This window comes from Verrucomicrobiia bacterium (genome assembly GCA_019634625.1).
Taxonomy (GTDB): Bacteria; Verrucomicrobiota; Verrucomicrobiia; order Limisphaerales; family CAIMTB01; genus CAIMTB01.
This window is the reverse complement of record JAHCBA010000036.1, coordinates 40,087-57,366: the sequence shown is the minus strand read 5'-3', so window position 1 is coordinate 57,366 and position 17,280 is coordinate 40,087. Positions and strand designations below refer to the sequence as shown.

7 protein-coding genes are annotated in these 17,280 nt (G+C 68.0%); 4 read left to right on the top strand and 3 right to left on the bottom strand.

Annotated elements, in window-relative coordinates; all coding sequences use genetic code 11:
- The first annotated feature begins 200 nt into the window (after positions 1-200).
- Both KF833_18385 and KF833_18380 read left to right on the top strand, forming a co-directional pair.
- Positions 201-902 (top strand): ABC transporter ATP-binding protein, encoded by a 702-nt coding sequence (locus tag KF833_18385; protein MBX3747281.1) that lies wholly within the window; start codon positions 201-203, stop codon positions 900-902.
- Positions 899-4,498: an ABC transporter permease gene (locus KF833_18380; GenBank protein MBX3747280.1), complete on the top strand. Its 3,600-nt coding sequence runs from the start codon at positions 899-901 to the stop codon at positions 4,496-4,498. The genes KF833_18385 and KF833_18380 overlap by 4 nt, the downstream gene beginning before the upstream one ends.
- 10 nt (positions 4,499-4,508) lie before the next feature.
- Here the strand turns inward: KF833_18380 and KF833_18375 are convergent, their stop codons facing one another.
- The gene (locus tag KF833_18375; protein MBX3747279.1) at positions 4,509-5,867 is read right to left on the bottom strand and encodes a Gfo/Idh/MocA family oxidoreductase; all 1,359 of its coding nucleotides are present in this window, start codon (positions 5,865-5,867) and stop codon (positions 4,509-4,511) included.
- A gap of 528 nt (positions 5,868-6,395) precedes the next feature.
- On the opposite strand from KF833_18375, the gene KF833_18370 reads away from it, so the two are divergent.
- A complete protein-coding gene (locus tag KF833_18370; protein ID MBX3747278.1) occupies positions 6,396-6,635 on the top strand; it encodes a hypothetical protein in 240 nt (79 codons plus the stop codon).
- Positions 6,623-7,036, top strand: coding sequence for a type II toxin-antitoxin system VapC family toxin (locus KF833_18365; GenBank protein ID MBX3747277.1), 414 nt, complete (start codon positions 6,623-6,625; stop codon positions 7,034-7,036). Before KF833_18370 ends, KF833_18365 begins: the two co-directional genes overlap by 13 nt.
- Positions 7,037-7,080: 44 nt before the next feature.
- On the opposite strand, the gene KF833_18360 is transcribed toward KF833_18365, so the two are convergent.
- Both KF833_18360 and KF833_18355 read right to left on the bottom strand, forming a co-directional pair.
- Complete coding sequence (locus KF833_18360; protein ID MBX3747276.1) at positions 7,081-12,219, bottom strand: CotH kinase family protein; 5,139 nt, start codon at positions 12,217-12,219, stop codon at positions 7,081-7,083.
- A 251-nt stretch (positions 12,220-12,470) separates the two neighbouring features.
- Entirely contained in the window at positions 12,471-16,766 is a 4,296-nt protein-coding gene (locus tag KF833_18355) for a hypothetical protein (protein MBX3747275.1), read from the bottom strand.
- Positions 16,767-17,280: the final 514 nt, after the last annotated feature.

Below are 17,280 nucleotides of genomic sequence, written 5' to 3'. Positions count from 1 at the left end.
TCCATGTCTTTCTCTCGCTGTACCGAAGACATCGCCTCGCTCGAATCCAGGTTGGATCACGTTCCAATCTGAACTCCAAAATCCCCGGTCCCCCCGCCCTCTGCCCCCCGGCCCTCTGCCCTCCGCCCCCCGCCCTCCGCCCTCTGCCCTCCGCACGGTTTTCGCTTGCGTCATCCCACCCGTCCCCAAGGTTGTCCCCCATGTCGGGCAACGAGGCCTTCCTGGAACTGCGAGCCATCCACAAACACTACCCCGGTTCCGAAGGCGGCCCCCCGCTGTCCATCCTCCGGGATGTCCACCTCCGGATCGGCCGCGGCGATACCCTCGCCATCGTCGGCCCCTCCGGCTCCGGCAAGACCACGCTCCTGAATCTTCTCGGCACCCTCGACCGGCCCGATTCCGGCGAACTTACCCTCGACGGACAGGATCTCGCCCGGCTCGACGACGAGGCCCTCGCCCGCGTGCGCAACCGTTCGATCGGATTCGTCTTTCAGTTCCACTACCTGCTTCCCCACCTCTCCGCCATCGAGAACGTCATCCTCCCCACCCTCGCCAGCGACAACCCGGAAGCCCGCCGGACCGCACCCGACCGCGCTCTGCGCCTGCTCGATCGTGTCGGACTCGCCTCCCGTCGCGACCACCGGCCCGGTCAACTCTCCGGCGGCGAACGCCAGCGGGTCGCCGTCGTCCGCGCCCTCATCAACCAACCCAAACTCCTGCTCGCCGACGAACCCACCGGGGCCCTCGACCGCCATGCCGCCCGCGAACTCGCCCAACTCCTCTGCAACATCAACCGTGAAGAAGGGGTCACCCTCATCGTGGTCACCCATTCCCTCGAACTCGCCCGCGACATGGGCCGCGCTGTCGAACTGATCGACGGTTCCCTCCAGGACCTCCCATGATCCGACCCGGCACCCTGGTCCTCCGAAGCCTCCGGCATTTCTGGAGGGCCCACCTCGGCGTGGTCCTCGGCGCCGCCATCGGCAGCGCCGCCCTCATCGGCGCCCTCGCCGTCGGCGATTCCGTCCGCGAAAGCCTCAAGGCCCGTGCCATGGCCCGGCTCGGCGGCGTCGAGGTCGCCCTCTCCTCAGGCGACCGCCTCTTCACCGATCACCTCCCCTTCCACGGACTCCTGCACCCGCTGACCCCGCCCCACGCCCGGGCCCTCCACCTCCGGGGCACCGCCGCCCGCCAGGACGGCTCGGCCCGCGCCAACGATGTCCAGATCTACGGGGTCCACTCCAACTTCTGGTCCCTGTCACCCGGTGCCGATCGGTGGCTCCGCAACGCCGGCCTGTCCGGGCTTCCCGAGGTCTGGGCCACAGCCTCCGCCGCCCAGGCCCACACCTGGCAGGAACACATGGCCACCTGGACCCGCCCCGCCCCCGGCCATGTCCGGCTCGGTGCGCCCCTCGCCCAACAACTCGACGCCAAACCCGGCGACACCCTCATCCTTCGCTTCGCCAAACCCTCCTCCCTCTCCTCCGATTCCGTCCTCAGCGCCCGCGACGATGCCGCCGCCGCCCTGCGCCTGGTTGTGGACGACATCCTCGATGCCGACGGCTTCGGCGAATTCAGTCTCCGCTCCGGACAACGCCCCGCCCTCAATGCCTTCGTCAACCTCGAGGAACTCTGGCGTGTCAGCGGCGTCACCCAGCGCGTCAACCTCGTCGTCGCCCGCACCACCCCCGATTCCAACGGTCCTTCCTCCAGCCCGCTCTGGCAGCGACTCTCCCAGGCCCCCTGGATGCCTGACAGGTTCGTCCGCATCCTCCGACGCACATTCGGGCCGGGAGCGCCGTCCGAAGCCGGTTCCCGGCGCACCCTCGAGGCCTACCAGAACACCCTCGCCCGGGCCTGGCGCCTCGAAGATGGCGAACTCGACGTGCGCCTCGTCGAAGCCGGGTCCGTCCCGAGGGTCGAAATCCTAACCCGCCGCGTCTTTCTCTCCCCCGAGATCGTCTCCGCCGCCACCCGGCCGGATCCCGCGCTCCCTGAGGCCGACCGCGCCATCCGGTCCTGGATGAACGACGGCACGCCCCTTGTCACCTACCTCGCCAATTCCCTTCGCTCCGGCGACCGCCTGACACCCTACTCGATGGTCACCGCCGCCGGACCTCCCTGGACCCCGGCCGACCTCGCCACAAACCATGTCGTCGTCACCGACTGGCTGGCCCGGGATCTGCAAGTGGGCCCCGGCGACCGCATCGAGATGGTCCACTTCGATCCCGAAGCCGGCGCGCGCCTGGTCGAGGTCACCAATGTCTTCACCGTCCACTCGATCGTCCCCCTCGACGGCCTCTACGCCGACCGCACCCTGATGCCGGAGTTCCCCAGCCTTGCCAAGGCCGAGAGCACCAGCGAATGGGATGCCGGCTTTCCCCTGGTCCATCCCATCCGCGACCAGGACGAAACCTACTGGGAGGAGCATCGCGGCACTCCCAAGGCCTACATCCATCCCGACACCGGACGCCGCCTCTGGGGCAACCGCTTCGGCGACACCACCTCGATCCGCTTTGCCGTGCCGCCGGACGAAAGGCCCGAATCCTTTGTCCATTCGGTCGCCGCCAACCTCCGCGCCAATCTCCGCCCCGCCGATGTCGGCCTCGCCTTCCAACCGGTCCGCCAGCAGGCCCTCCGCGCCGCCACCTCGGGACAGGACTTCGGCCAGCTCTTCCTCGGCTTCAGCTTCTTCCTCGTCCTCGCCGCCCTCATCCTCATGGGGCTGCTCTTCCGCTTCGGACTCGAACAGCGCCTGCCCGAAATCGGCACCCTCCTCGCCCTCGGGTTCCAGCCCCGCCAGGTCCGCCGGCTCTGGCTCACCGAAGGCCTCGCCCTTGCCGCCCTCGGCAGCCTCCTCGGCGTGGTCGGCGGCATCGCCTACGCCCGCGCCATGATCCATGGCCTCACCACCCTCTGGAGCGATGCCGTCGCCGGCAATGCCCTGTCCTTTCACCTGACCGGCCCCACGGTGATCGTCGGACTCCTCGCCGCCATCGCCGTCGCCGCCCTGACCCTCGCCCTCACCCTGCGCCGGCAGTTCACACGGCCGGCCCGCGAATTGCTCGCCGGTGAAATCGCCTCCCCGCATGGGTCCGTCCGCCGCCGCGCCCCCGCCGTTCCCATCGCCATCGTTGCCGCCGTCCTCGCCATCGCACTCGTTGGCGGCGCCGTGGCCAGCGGCAACACCGCCAATCCCGGCGTCTTCTTCGGGGCCGGCAGCCTCCTTCTCGTATCCGGACTCGCCCTCACCGCCGGCCTCCTCGCCCGGCAGCCCGCCTCCTCCTCCTTCGGCGTCCCCGGACTCGCCCTCCGGGGCACCACCCGCCGCCGCTCCCGCAGCCTCGCCACCGCCGGACTGCTCGCCTGTGGCGCCTTCCTCATCGCCTCCATCGGCGCCTTCCGGCTCGATGCCCAGCTCGATGCCTGGCAACGCGACGCCGGCACCGGCGGTTTCGCCCTCCTCGGCGAATCCGCCCTCCCCGTCCACCACGACCTCAATGCCGCCGCAGGCCTCGAGTTCTTCGGGCTCAGCCCCGAGGACCTCCCGGATGTCTCCTTCGTGCCGTTCCGCGTCCGCGAAGGCGACGACGCCAGTTGCCTCAATCTCGATCGCGCCCAGCAACCCCGAATCCTCGGCGTGCAACCCGGCGACCTCGCCCGGCGCCAGGCATTCCGGTTCGCCTCCCTCGCCAAAGGGCTCCAGGTCACCAACGGCTGGCTCGCCCTGCGCCCCGTTCCATCCGTCACAGCTCCGCCCGCCCCGGACGCCATCCCCGAGTTCCCCGCCATTGGCGACGCCGCCTCCATCCAGTGGGCCCTCGGCCGCAAGATCGGGGAAACCCTCGATCTCACCGACGAAGCCGGACGCCCGTTCCGGCTCCGCCTCGTCGGCGGCGTCGCCAACTCCATCCTCCAGGGCAATCTCGTCATCGACGAATCCGCCTTCGCCCGGCTCTTCCCCGGCGTCAGCGGGTATCGATGGTTCCTCATCGACGCCCCCACCAACGCCGTCGCCGCCACGTCCGAAACCCTCTCCCGCGCCCTGCGCGACACCGGACTCGAACTCACGCCGGCCCCCCGCCGCCTCGCCGAATTCAACGCCGTCCAGAATACCTACCTCACCACCTTCCAGATCCTCGGCGGCCTCGGACTTCTCCTCGGCAGCGCCGGTCTCGGCGTGGTGGTGCTCCGCAACGTCCTCGAACGCCGCGCCGAACTCGCCCTCATGACCGCCGTCGGGTTCCACCGCCGCCTCCTCGCACGCCTCGTTCTCCTCGAACACGGGGCCCTCCTCGCCCTCGGTCTCGCCATCGGACTGGTCAGCGCCGCCGTCGCCATCCTGCCCGCCCTCCTCTCCGCCCCCGGCGATGCCCTCCCCATCCGCTCGCTATCCCTGACCCTCGCCGGAGTTGTCGTCCTCGGACTGCTCACGGCATGGGCCGCCACCCGCGCCGCCCTGCGCGGCTCGCTCCTCACCGCCCTCCACGGCGATTGATCCCAAGCTCTTACACCCGGTCCGGTTCCGGGTGCACCCACGGGGCACGATACGGCCGGCGCAGCAACCGGGTGGCTTCCGCATCGCCCCGCACCGTTCCCGTAGCCGGATCGTACGCCAGGGTCCGCCCGCCAAGATCCACCGACAGGTTGGCGAGGATGCAGGCGGCGCTCGAAATGAAACCTTCCTCGATGTTGGCCACCGGCTGGGTCCGGGCGTCTGCACACTCGATGAAGTTCCGCCAGTGATGGCGCATGGCCGAGGCCACATGCCGTTCAAGGTCCCGCTCGGTCCGGTCCTCGGGATACCGCTCGTACTCGAGCAAAGCCTCGCCCTGCGCCGCCGGAGTCCGCTGGTTGCCCGGGAAGAACTCATACTTGAACACGCTCGCCTTGAGGGTCCCCCGGTCCCCGTACAGCGTCGCCGCCCACGGATAATCCGGATCGGGCATCTGCCCCCACGTGCGGTGCTTCCAGACCACCTGCAGCTCCCCTAAATCGAACACCGCAGTCTGGGTGTCGGTGGTGTTCGCCGTGCTGTCCTTCTCAACCAGGATGCCGCCCGTCGAGGAGACCGATCGCGGCCACCCCAGATCGAGCATCCACCGCACCATGTCCAGCATGTGGATGCACATGTCCCCCACAATGCCGTTCCCGTACTCCATGAACGACCGCCAGCCCCGCGGATGCGTCCGCCGGTTGAACCGGCGCATGGGCGCCGGCCCCGTCCAGAGGTCGTAATCCAGGTGCTCGGGCGGATCGATGTCCGGGGTGTTCCCGGCCCGGCCCATCCCCCAGTAGCAGCAGATCTCGACATGGCGCACCTGTCCGAGCCGGCCTTCGCGCAGAATCCGGTCGCGGGCCTCGACCAGGTGCGGCGTGCTGCGCCGCTGGGTGTTCACCTGCACCACCCGCCCGTACTTCTTCGCGGCGGCCACCATCGCCGCCCCCTCCACCACATCCACGCTGATCGGCTTCTCCACATACACGTCGGCCCCGGCCTGCATCGCCTCGATCGACGGCAGCGCATGCCAGTGGTCCGGCGTCGAGACCATCACCATGTCCAGATCCCGCTCCTTGAGCATCTCACGGTAATCCCGATACACCTTGGGCTTCCCACGCGACGCCTGACGCCCGGCCACCATGTCCGCCGCTTCCGTCACCAACCGCTGGTCCACGTCGCAGACCGACACCACCTCGATCGGCGCAACCTGCAAGGCCCGGAAGAGCGAACTCTTCCCGTACCATCCGCACCCAATCAGTCCCAGACGGCGCGGCTTCTCGGCGGCGAAGGTGGTCGGGAAATAGCTCGCCGCAGCGGTCAGCGCCAGGGCGGAGGAGGTGCGACGGAAGAAATCGCGGCGGGTCATGGACAGCTCCTATCCACTCGCACCCACCAAGGCAAGTCTTCCGCCGCCATCCTTCGGACAGACGCGCTCCGCGAGTCCGGATCCCAAGCACCCCCTCCATCCCCTGTAGGCGCGGACGCCAGAATCCGAACCTTTCAACGCTCCACTCCCCTGCGGCCTCGTCGAACTCGGCCCTCCGAGTCCACCCCCCCTGCTTCATCTTCCGCAGGGACGAGCTTCGCGAGTCCTCATCCCATCGCTCCACTCCCTCGCGGCCTCGTGGAATCGAAATCGGAGTCGCCCGGATCAATAGTCATTAAGTCAGGCATTTTATATTTTATTGTTGCCAGCATGTTCCTGCCCGGAACTCCCCAAGGAATCCCATTCTGACCGCCTAGGACGACCTGACTGCGGTTCGTCAATAAATACTGCCAGGTTTAATATAAAAAGCGCGTCAACAAATAATGCCAGGTTTATTATTTTATTATTATTATAGGCTAACCCGTGTATCATTTGACACGACAACATGCACCATGTCATCGTGCATACATGAAGACGATTACGCTTACCGACGAGGCCTACGGCCGCCTTGCCGACTGGAAAAGTTCTCCCAAGGAATCGTTTTCGGCGGTCGTGCTGAAGTTGGTGCCAAAGCGCGGCACGCTGGCCGACTTGGCCAAGGAGATGGATGGCTTGCCGCCGCTCACAAAGAACCAGGCAGGGCTTATGGAGGAGACCATCGGCTGGGCCAACGATTGGAAGAACTGGAGGGATCCTTGGACTACCTGAGCGACACGACGTTTCTGGTCGGACGCTGGCGCGAGGGGGCTGCCAGCCCTGAGCAGCGGTTCATTGACCAGCATCCGGGCGCGGCGCTTGCGTTCCCCTGGGTCGTGAAGGGCGAGTTCCTCCGCGGCGCGGTATTGGCTGGGCATTCGGCAACGGTCGTCGCGCAGTTCCTAGATCGCTATCGCGTCGTGTGGCCCACAGAGCAGACGCTCCACCTCTACTCTGAAACGTGGGCCGCACTCGCACGAAACCGCCAAATGGTGGGCGTCCACGACCTCTGGATCGCGGTTTGTGCGCTCGAACACGACCTGCCGCTGCTGACCCGCAACGCGGACGAATACAAGCGCGTTCCAAAGCTGCGGGTGGTGGACTACACCCAGTCTCCTTCCGCGTCGGACTGAACCGGCCAGCACGCTGCCTGGGAATGGCGGAGCTCCGCCATTGCTCACCACGCCGTCAGCACCACCCGGTACCAGCGCTGCCCGCCCACCGGAATCGCTGCGTCCTCCACCACGGCGTCCCACGGCGCATCCCGCGCCGGCAATTCCGCCAGGACCTGCCAGTCCGGCCCCGTCAGGGCATCGCGGAACTCCACCCGATACCCGCGCCCGGCCATGGCCCGGAAGCCCATCCGCGCCACGCCCCCCTGCCACGACACCGTCCCGATTCGAAGGACGCTGTCCGGGTCCCGGGGATCCGTTCCCGCCAGGAATTCGCTGCGATTGTCGAATCCATCGCCGTCCGGATCCCCGTCGGGTCCGTCGTCGCCGAGCGTGGACACCGGGCTCAGGCCGTGGCTCAGCTTCCAAACATCGGGAAGTCCGTCGTCATTCGAATCGCGGTTCGAGGAAAGGTTGGGCGCCCCCGGGGTCGGATCCGCCGCCTGCCAGTTGTACGGTTCGTCGCCGTGCACGGATGCCACGAGCCGCTGGATTGAACGTCCCGTTCCGTTGGCCTCGTCGGGCCACGGCGATCGGTTGGTGTAGTCCACCGCGTCCACAAGCATGTAGGGCACCTCTCCCGGTTCGCCCTCCACCGCGTTCTGAGGATGGTCCGGCCGCAACAACCGGGTCAGCTCGCCGCTGTTGTTGAGGCGCCCGTCGAAGGGTCCCAGGATCGGCACCGCCGGGGACAGTCCATACCGGGCCCGAAACGCCGCCAGGTCCGCGGATGCCGTCGCCGGATCGAATCCCACCACCAGCAGAAACCCGCCCGGCGGCAGCACCGTCCCCGACGGAAAATCGAACCGCACCGCGCTGCGCAGACGCCAGCCATTCTCAGGATGCTCGGGATCGAAGAGCGGCACCGGCTGATCCGTGATGTTGTGCAGCTCGATGTACTCGTCCCGCGTGTTGTTCTCCGTGCCCGCGAAAGGAGGCGGATGGTACATCAGCTCACTGAGAATCACGGGCCCAACCCGCGGCCCGGCGTTCGGCCCGCCCAGCGTCGTTGCCGCCTGGGCCACGAACTGCTCCGTGCCCGCGTAGTTGACGTGGCGCCCGAATGACACGCCGTTTTCCGAGGCGCCGAATTCAAACCCGTGGAAGTACCCCGTCAAGCGGCCCCCGGCATCCCCCGAAAACACATACACCTCCTCCCCGAGAGAACTCAGCGCGAAGCTCCCCGGCGCGCCCGTGTTGAAGTCGCCCTCATCGAAGACCACATAGCCGCCCGCCGGGATCACCGTGCCGTCGGGGATCCGGAAACGCAGGGGATCACTGAACCGGTCCGTCAGATACCAGCCTCCGATGTCCGCCGGGGTCGTGCCGGGATTGTGCAGCTCGATGCTGTCCGTCTGCGGAAGGTCGGTATGCGCCAGCGCCTCGTTGACCCAGACGCCCGGCAACGCGGGCGGCGGCGGTTCGGCCCGCCCCGGCGTTCCCTGCCAGACGCTCCCCAACCGCCAACCCTCCCTCTGGTTCCATGCCTCGATCGGACCCTGCTCGTCCCGGATCGCCAGGGCGAACCCAAATCCTCTGGCAAGGGGCTCCCACTCGGGCGCATAGCAAAACTCGAGGACCGTCTCGTCGAGCCGTCCGACGATCGCCACGCATTCCCCGGCGTTGTCGAGCTGCCCGCCATAAGGTCCCAGCACCGGGATCTCCGACCCGTACCGGGCACGGAAGGCCGCCGGATCCTTGGCCAGCACCAGCCGGCCCCCCGGTTCCACGGTGACCGCCCCGAACGTGTAGTCGATGCCCCGCGAAAAGCGGAACCCGTCGAGGTTCAACGGCGTCGCTCCACGGTGGTACAACTCGAGATACTCGAAGTCCTCCCGCCCGAACGCGGACTCCGCCTCCGTCGGTTCCGCCGGATGAAACATCATCTCGGAAATCACCAGCGGCGGCACCTCCACAATCACATCCACCGCAGTCAGCCCGGACCAGGACGACGAGATCGGCGGGCGATTGGCGCCGGTCAGATTCCGGTGCCGGGAATCATGGGCCCGCACCTGAATGCGCGTGTTACCCGGCACGGGAATCGCCCCGTCGTACACCCGCGCCGCTCCCGAAACCCCGCCCCCGGAAAGCCGCGGGTCCGTACCATCCACCGTGTAATACAGCGTCGCCCCGGCCGGCCCGCTCAACAGGATGCGGGGTTCCATCCCGGACGAACCCGGCGCCTCGCTCACGACCGGACGCGCCAGGAAGTTGGTATCCATGAAGTCCAGCCGGTCGGCCAGCCATCGCTTCATGAAGTCGATCTCGCCCTGGAACGTTCCGGAAAAGGCATGGCTGTACCCATTGTACGACAAGGTCCCCGAGCGCGGCCGCGTGTCCGAGCCCCCGCTCCCGCCCCATCGTGCCACTTCCCGCACCTGCGCCTCCCGCAGCGGCTCGGTCAGACGGTCCACCAACTCACCCATGTGCCGGTCTGAGAACACGGTCTCGCGCAATGCCTGGTACCGGTCGATGTACCGCTGCCAGAAATCCGGACGCTGGAACAGCCGGCTGTACCACGGGTTCGAGAACACCCCCGAGGGATTGAAGAAGTCCGTCCCCTCGTCCCAGGTCTGTCCCCGCCAGTTGCGCGGCGCGAACGGCCGCGTATCCCCACCCTTGCTCGTCCCCATCGCCCGGTCGAAATCCCACACCGGCCCCATCTCGATCCGGCGTTCCCGCCCCTTGAAGAGATGCGAACTCAACCGCAGCGCATCGACGTTCAACGTCACCACATTCACCAGGTGATGATCGATCCACGACTCGACATCGATGTACGCCTCGTAACCCGACACCGGATGGTCCGGGTTCGGACCCGTCAGCGCCGCGTAGAACGCATTGAAATGGTTCCGCAGGTACGTCGCCTGCGCGGAACGCTGCGGGGTCACCATCTCCAGCCCGTCCGGATACCGGTAGATCAGGCTCAAGGCCGCCGCATTGAAGTCCCGTTCGTTGGCATCGCGCCGGTCGATCTTCAGCAGGTAGCCCCCCGTCACTTCCGGCGGCGTCCGGTGCTCCGGCGCCAGCCGCTCGATCGCCACCCGGTCGGACCCGCGCTTGATGTTCTCCATCAGCACGTACACCCCCCGGTAATGCCCGGCGCTGAGCGGACCCGACAACGGCCCGCCCGTCGTGTTGACAAACACCTCCACCATCCGCGTCCGCGGCGCATACCGGCCCACGTCGTTGCTCAACTGGAAGGCGAACGGGTTGTGGATCAGCGGCACATCGAACTGGTTCGGCGCATACAACACCCAGTCCTCCTCCGCCGGCATCCCCAGCAACTCACGGTCCATCCCGTCCCCGAATTCGTCCCAGAACTCGAGCCGGTAACTCGACTTCGGAAGTCCGCGCGTGCTCGATCCCCGCACATTCCAGCCCGCCCGCGCGCAGAACGCCGCCTCGTCCGTCAGCCCCGCCCGCCCCGATTCCCCAGGTTCGAACACCGCCACCGCCACAAACTGGCGCGGCGTGACCGGACTTCCCGGCACGCCGCCCGCCCCGAAGTTGTCGAACACCAGCACCGGCAGGTTCGAACTGAACCCCGCCAGGGACTCTCCCAACGGCAGGTACAACTCCGTCCCGGGCGGCCCCGGCAGCAGCCCGTCCTCGAAGGCCCGCGCCCGTAGCTGGGTGCGCGACCCCACCGTGATCGGCCCCGTGTACCGCGGCGAGACCTCGGTGGGCACCGTCCCGTCGGTCGTGTAGTGAATCCGCGCCCCCGGCGACTCCGCCGTCAGCGTCACCGCAAACGCCTGCCGGAACAGCCCCCCGGCCCGCGAAAACCGCACCCCGGACGCAAACCCCGCCCCGCTGCTGGCGTTGGGCGCTCCGGGCGTCGGCACCGAGAAGAAACCCAGCCTCCGCGAATCCGCCCGGTCACGCCCGTACGAAACATCCGTGAATTGCGGCGGGAACTCCGGTGCGAATTCCGACACCACGTTCGTCCGCGCATCCAGCAGGGCCAGGTACTCCCCCTCCGCCGACAATCGGAAATTCGTGTGCAGCGGCGCACCGGGATCGCGACGGTCCTTCCCCGATGCGAACACCAGCAGGTACTGGTTGGGCAGCAGCGTGACCGGCGGAAACCGCCACTGCGCCGGATCCGTCGCGTCGTCGGTCAGAAACCACCCCCCAAGATCCTCCGCCACCTCGCCGGCATTGTGGATCTCGATCCAGTCCGAACGGTCCCCGTCGTCGTCGTTCAAGGTCCCGCCGTTGGAGGCCATGAATTCGGTGATCATCACCCCCGGCGGCGCCGCATCGGGATCGAGACTGTACTGCCACGGGCCCCCTCCGAACGGGTTCGCCGCCTGGGTCAGGTCGGTGATGCCGTGCCCCTCCGCCCACGCCATCGTCACCGTGCCCGCCGCCGGCTCCTCAAACTCGAACACAAACTGCCCCGGCTCGCCCATCGACACCCCCGTCGCCGGAACCCCGTTGATCAGGAGATCGCCGGCCTCCACCCCGGTCACCGGCTTGCTGAACCGCACTTCCACCACCCCCAACTGGCGCACCCACGCGTTCGCCGGCGGTCGCACCTCCGCCACCACCGGAACCGTGGTGTCCAGGCTCCCCACCAGCGCGGTGTCGAAATACAGATCGCTGCTGGTCCAGTTCACATTGAGCAGATGAACCGCCAGGACGTTCGGACCCTCCCGCAGCAGTTCCCACGCATTCGGAATCGTCACCGGCGCCTCCACCGGATCCGAAGTGAACGTCACCGACACGCTGTCAAACGCCAGCTCGCCCTCCGGCACGTTGAACCGCCCCACCTCCACCCCGTTCAACCAGATCACGTATCCGTCGTCCACCCGCACCGGAAGTTCCAGCCGCCCATAATCCGCCGGATTCTCCACCTCGAACTCCCGCCGCAGGTACACCGTGAGAAACCCGCCCGCCTGGCTGCTGCCCAGACTCGTCGCCACCCCGGGCCCGTACCCGATCGGCGTGACGCCGCGCGCCCAACCCGAGTCGTCAAACCCCGGCATCCGCCATGCCGTCCGGTCCGGCGCCGACGCCTCCGCAGTCCCCAGCCGGTACCGCCACTCGCCCCCTCGCGGGAAGAGCGTCTCCGCCCCCGATACCGCCCCCGTCATCATCACGATTGCCGCCGCCAGTCCGGTCCAGTGCTTCATCATCATGCGTTCCCAAGAATGCGCCGGCGTCCCACCGGCCCGGAAACGAGTACCCCACCCAACCCCGTTTGGAAATGCATCGCGCTCCAGTTTCCCGTCGCACCCCGCCCCTGCGGCCTCATGGAACTCGACCCTCCGAGGCGACGCTTCGCGGAGTTGCCACCTCTCCCCACCAGTCCCCATCTCATTCCCATCCTTCTCCGTGTCTTCGTGCCTCCGTGAGAACCCCCTCCACGCATCGTTCCTGGCGTGCTGGATCAGGCCGTTGGAGGTGACCCCGGTCGCGACCCCGGCGGCGGGCCGGTCCTCACACTCCTCTGGAGAAATCCGAAGACGCCCGCGTGTTCCCGCAAGGCCGATTGGAGCGCCGCAAGATCCGCCACCTGCGCCTCCGAAGGATCGGTCAGCCTCACCGACCCGAGGTCGTCGTGCTCCTCCTCCAGGATCCCGAAGGCCACAATGATCCGGTCGCTCAGGACCGGCCGTCCGCGCGGCCCGGACAACGTTCGCAACAACATCGAGTAGAAGCGCAGCTTGTTCAGCAGGCGCTTGACCGCACGCGGCGTCGGTGTCGGCTCCCGCCGGGCGATCTCCGGATGCCAGTCGTCCAGCGCCACGCGAAAATCTTCGGAGTCCTCGATTCGCTCCTGCAGCCAGTCCAGCAATCGTGCCGCACTCACACCGGCCGCCAGCACCAGCACCACCGCCAGGCCCACCCGATACCACTTCCAACCCTCATCCGTCAGTCCCGGCACGACCTGCCATTCCCGGACCCGCTCAGCCGGATCGCGTTCACGGTCCGGGTCGCGAACGACAGGCCCCTGATTCGCAGGATCGCGGGCCGTTTCCGGGAGCCTCGGAGCCGCCAGAAGGCCCGTGCCCGGCTGGAACTCCATCCGCACCGTCCACCGCTGCGTCGAGAGCCATCCCGTCAACGCCTCGTTGGTCATCAGGGCCTTTCCCGATGCCGGTTCGGCCAGTTCAAGCGCAAGCCCGGCAAGATGCTGCGGCTGCAGCACGCCTTGCGTGGGCCAGGTCGCCAGGGGCCGGCCAGCGTCCCGCAGGGCCGCCGCGCTGGCCTCCGCCTGCCTCCGGTTCCTCTCGGACGCCGACTTCAACTGCCCGTGCACCAGGCCGAAACACACCGACGCGGTCAGCACCGCCGCCACCCACGGCGCGACCGGCTTCACCCGCTCCCACCCCCCGGCGCCCCACCGTCGCAGCAGGTCGGGCCAGTCCCGGGCCTCCGCCACCGACGCCTTCCGTTCCAGGGTCCCGCCCTCCTTCGGACCCCGCAGCAGGGCCTTCAACTGGGCGTCATCGGCGGCCGGAACCGGGATGCGGATCTGGATCAACTTCTCCATCCACTGCTTGGCGTAATCCCGCCGGTGCCTCGCCATCGCGCCCTTGTTGTCCACCACCAGCCCGTCCTCCATCACAAACTGGTCGCTCAGCGACAACGCCACGCAGTTGGTCACCACCTGCTCCTCCATGCCCAGGATCAGGAAACACTCGCCCGACGACGCCAGGAAGTTCAGGCACCGCATGACCTCCATCACCTGCTTCGGCTCGCAACGGTCGAGATCGTCGATGAACACCGTCATCGTCTTCGGTTGCAGCGCCTCGGTGACGTCGGCGAACTCCTCCGCAAACCGGTGCCGCAGGCTGGTCTGTGCCTGGAGATCCGACACGCGGGCCTTGTTCGTCATGGACGCCATGAGCTTGGCCGGGTCCACCCCAAAGGCCCGCAGGCCCTGCAGCGTCTTCACCGCCGCGGCAACCCCCACCGCCAGCACCGCCAGCTTGCCGCCCAGGATGATCGCGGTCGATTGCTCCAACGCCTCCAGCCACCGCCGCCAGTCGGGCCCGAAGGTGTGGACCACCGCCCCCAGGGCCGCCACGGCTCCAACCCCCGCCAGCACCATGGCCCAGCGTCGAATCAGCCGCCGATGGATCAGCCGGCACCGGAATCGCAACCCCTCCCATGACATCCACGCGGGCACAGCCTCGTTGCGTATGGCCTCCAGCAGCGCCGCCAGCACCTGGGCCTCGCTCTCGTGATGCCACGCGTTGAACCAGACGGTGCGGAAGCCGTGCCGCTCCAATCGCGACCGCAACAGCCCCATCAGCGAACTCTTCCCGGAACCCCATCGTCCCTCCACCGCGAAGGTCAGCGGTCCCAGCGTCTTTTCGTGTCGCAGGAAATTGGCAATGCCCTCGGCCAGGGGCCCCAGATTCAGCGCGTCAAATTCCCCGGCCCGCAGCGGCCGATCCGATGCGGCAAAATCCTCGATGGCCGTGGTGCGGCGCCGGCTCGCATCCGTCGGCGGCACCCGCCAGCCCACCCACCCAAGTCCCGCCGCGGCCACCAGGCTCACCCAGAACACCGGCGCAGGCCATCGGCGGTAGCGCCCCATCTCCACCCGCTGCCAGTTCTCCCCGCCATCCTCCGTCCGCAGAATCGTGCCGCCCCTGCCCACTGCCAATCCCCGCTGCCCATCGGCCACCGCCACGGATCGGAGATCCTCCACCGTGCCCGAATTCTGCTTCCGCCAACTCGCCCCACCATCCTCCGTCCGCAGGATGGCGCCGCCATTGCCCACCACCCAGCCGCGCTGCCCATCCACCAGTGCGGCGGCATGGAGCGTTTGAAGCGTGCCCGACGATTGCCCCTGCCAGCTCGCCCCGCCGTCCTCGGTTCTCAGAATCGCGCCCTCCTCTCCCACCGCCCACCCGCGTTGCCCATCCGCCATCCACACGGCCCGCAGGATCTGCCCCACTCCCGCGTACTGGACCCGCCAGCTTCCACCGCCGTCATCGGTGTGAAGGATTCGCCCGATCGATTCCACCGCCCAGCCACGCAGAGCATCCAGCGCCGAGACGGACGGTAGATCCACCACGGTGCCCGAGTCCTGGGCCCGCCAGTTCGCCCCGCCATCCTCCGTCCGCAGGATCGTCCCGCCCGAACCCACCGCCCAGCCACGCCGCCCATCCCCCGCCGACACGGACGATAGACTCACCGCGGTGCCCGAGTCCTGCGCCCGCCAGCTCGCCCCGCCATCCTCCGTCCGCAAAATCGTCCCCGCCTCACCCACCGCCCAACCCAGCCGCCCATCGACCAACGCCACAGACCGGAGATTCTCCACCATGCCCGCTGCCTGGGCCCGCCAGGTCGCCCCGCCATCCTCCGTCCGCAGAATCGTCCCGCCCCTCCCCACCGCCCATCCGCGCTGCCCGTCCGCCAACGCCACAGACTCGAGATCCTCCCTGGGGCCCGCGGTCTGTGCCCACCACGTCGCCCCGCCATCCTCCGTCCGCAGAATCGTCCCACCCTGCCCCATGGCCCAGCCACGCCGACCCTCCGCCACCACGGCCGAAACCAGACGCTCCCGGGTGCCCGAAGTCTGGGCCCGCCACGTCGCGCCACCATCCTCCGTCCGTAGGATTGTTCCGCCCCAACCCACCGCCCAGCCATTCGTTCCATCGGCCATCGCCACGGAACGGAACTCTTCGTTCGCGCCCGAACCCGAAGTCGGCACCCTCCAATTCTCCCCGCCATCCTCCGTCCGCAGAAGGGTCCCTCCCCCACCCACCGCCCAGGCGCGCTGCCCGTCCGCCACTGCCACCGACATCAGATACTCCTTGGTGCCCGAGGTCTGCTCCCGCCAGCTCGCCCCGCCATCCTCCGTCCGCAAAATCGTCCCCGCCTCGCCCACCGCCCAGCCTCGCTGACCATCCGCGAACGCCACGGACAATAGGCGCTCCCTGATCCCCGAGGTCTGCGCTCCCCACGTCGCCCCCCCATCCGCTGTTCGCAGAACGATCCCATCCCAGCCCACTGCCCAGCCATTCGTTCCATCGACCGTGGACACCGATCGGAGATCCGCATCGGTGCCCGACATCTGCCTCCGCCACGTCGCCCCGCCATCCTCCGTCCGCAGAATTACCCCCCCGTCCCCCACCACCCAGCCGCGCTGCTCATCGGCAAAATGCACCGCATACAAGTCTCGCGGTCCCCGCGGTGTTTCGGCGTCCGGTTGCCGGACCCCACGTTGCTCCGCCGGCAAGGAACGCTGCTCGACGTTCGGCGGCATGTCTCCCGCCTTCTCGCCGTATGCCTCTGTGGCTGCGCTTGCCTCCGGCTCCACGCCCGCAGGTGCCTCCCACGTGACCTCCGACGGAACCGTCCAGGACCGGCCCCCATCCATGGTACGGACAAGCAACCCTGCCTCCCCCACCACCCAGCCCGACCTCTTGATGAAGAAAGAGGCGTTGTATCGGGCCGATGGCAGCCGGGGCAGCCGCATCGCCGCATGCTCCTCACGCGGTTGCCACCACCAACTCCACGAAGGAAACCCCGCACGAACCAGGCCAACCGGCAGCGGAGGCTGCAGCCAGCAAAACCACCCTCCCGACACCAGCAACACCGCCAACCCCGCCCCAAACCATCGCAGCCGGGCCCGGTTCACCTCCCAGTTCCGACGCCGCCCATCCCTCGGGTCGGAGGCGGACATCGCCCCCTTGTGCTTCGTGGAGAAAGACGGGGCACTCATCGCTGGCTCGATCCTGATGGGTTCCGACAACGATCCTCACGGAACCGGTCCGCCATCCCACCACCCAGCGACAGGCGGTCTTCAGTGCGGATCCAAGTCCTGAGGAAGGTTGGGTCGGGACGGATTTCCGGTGTGCAGGCAGCGTGGGCAACCCCCGGGTGCCCGTCCAGCCCGCAGCACGCTCCCGTTCCAAGGCGGGCGCATCTCCATGGTGTCGGACATGCGCTCAGTCGACAGCTACGACGCGGGGAACGTCGGCGTCGGCGTCGGCGTCGGCGTCGGCGTCGGCGTCGGCGTCGGCGTCGGTATCAGTATCGGAATCGAACCGGAACGAACCCCGGGGATGAGCGAACCTTCGTCTCTCCTGTCGCTACCGATTCCGACACGCCTTCCGATAACTCGCAGCTGCGCCCGAGCACAACGAGCCTGGCAACTTCCCCTTCGATCAGGTCCCGGAAACCCGGAGGGTTTCCAGAGATTAGCCGGGGGTCGGACCCGGCTCTGCGGGTTCGAC

Bases quoted from the DNA above. Each gene is read 5' to 3' on its own strand.
- KF833_18360 (MBX3747276.1), bottom strand. From the start codon at position 12,219: ATGATGATGAAGCACTGGACCGGACTGGCGGCGGCAATCGTGATGATG.
- KF833_18355 (MBX3747275.1), bottom strand. From the start codon at position 16,766: ATGAGTGCCCCGTCTTTCTCCACGAAGCACAAGGGGGCGATGTCCGCC.
- KF833_18385 (MBX3747281.1), top strand. From the start codon at position 201: ATGTCGGGCAACGAGGCCTTCCTGGAACTGCGAGCCATCCACAAACAC.
- KF833_18375 (MBX3747279.1), bottom strand. From the start codon at position 5,867: ATGACCCGCCGCGATTTCTTCCGTCGCACCTCCTCCGCCCTGGCGCTG.
- KF833_18380 (MBX3747280.1), top strand. From the start codon at position 899: ATGATCCGACCCGGCACCCTGGTCCTCCGAAGCCTCCGGCATTTCTGG.
- KF833_18370 (MBX3747278.1), top strand. From the start codon at position 6,396: ATGAAGACGATTACGCTTACCGACGAGGCCTACGGCCGCCTTGCCGAC.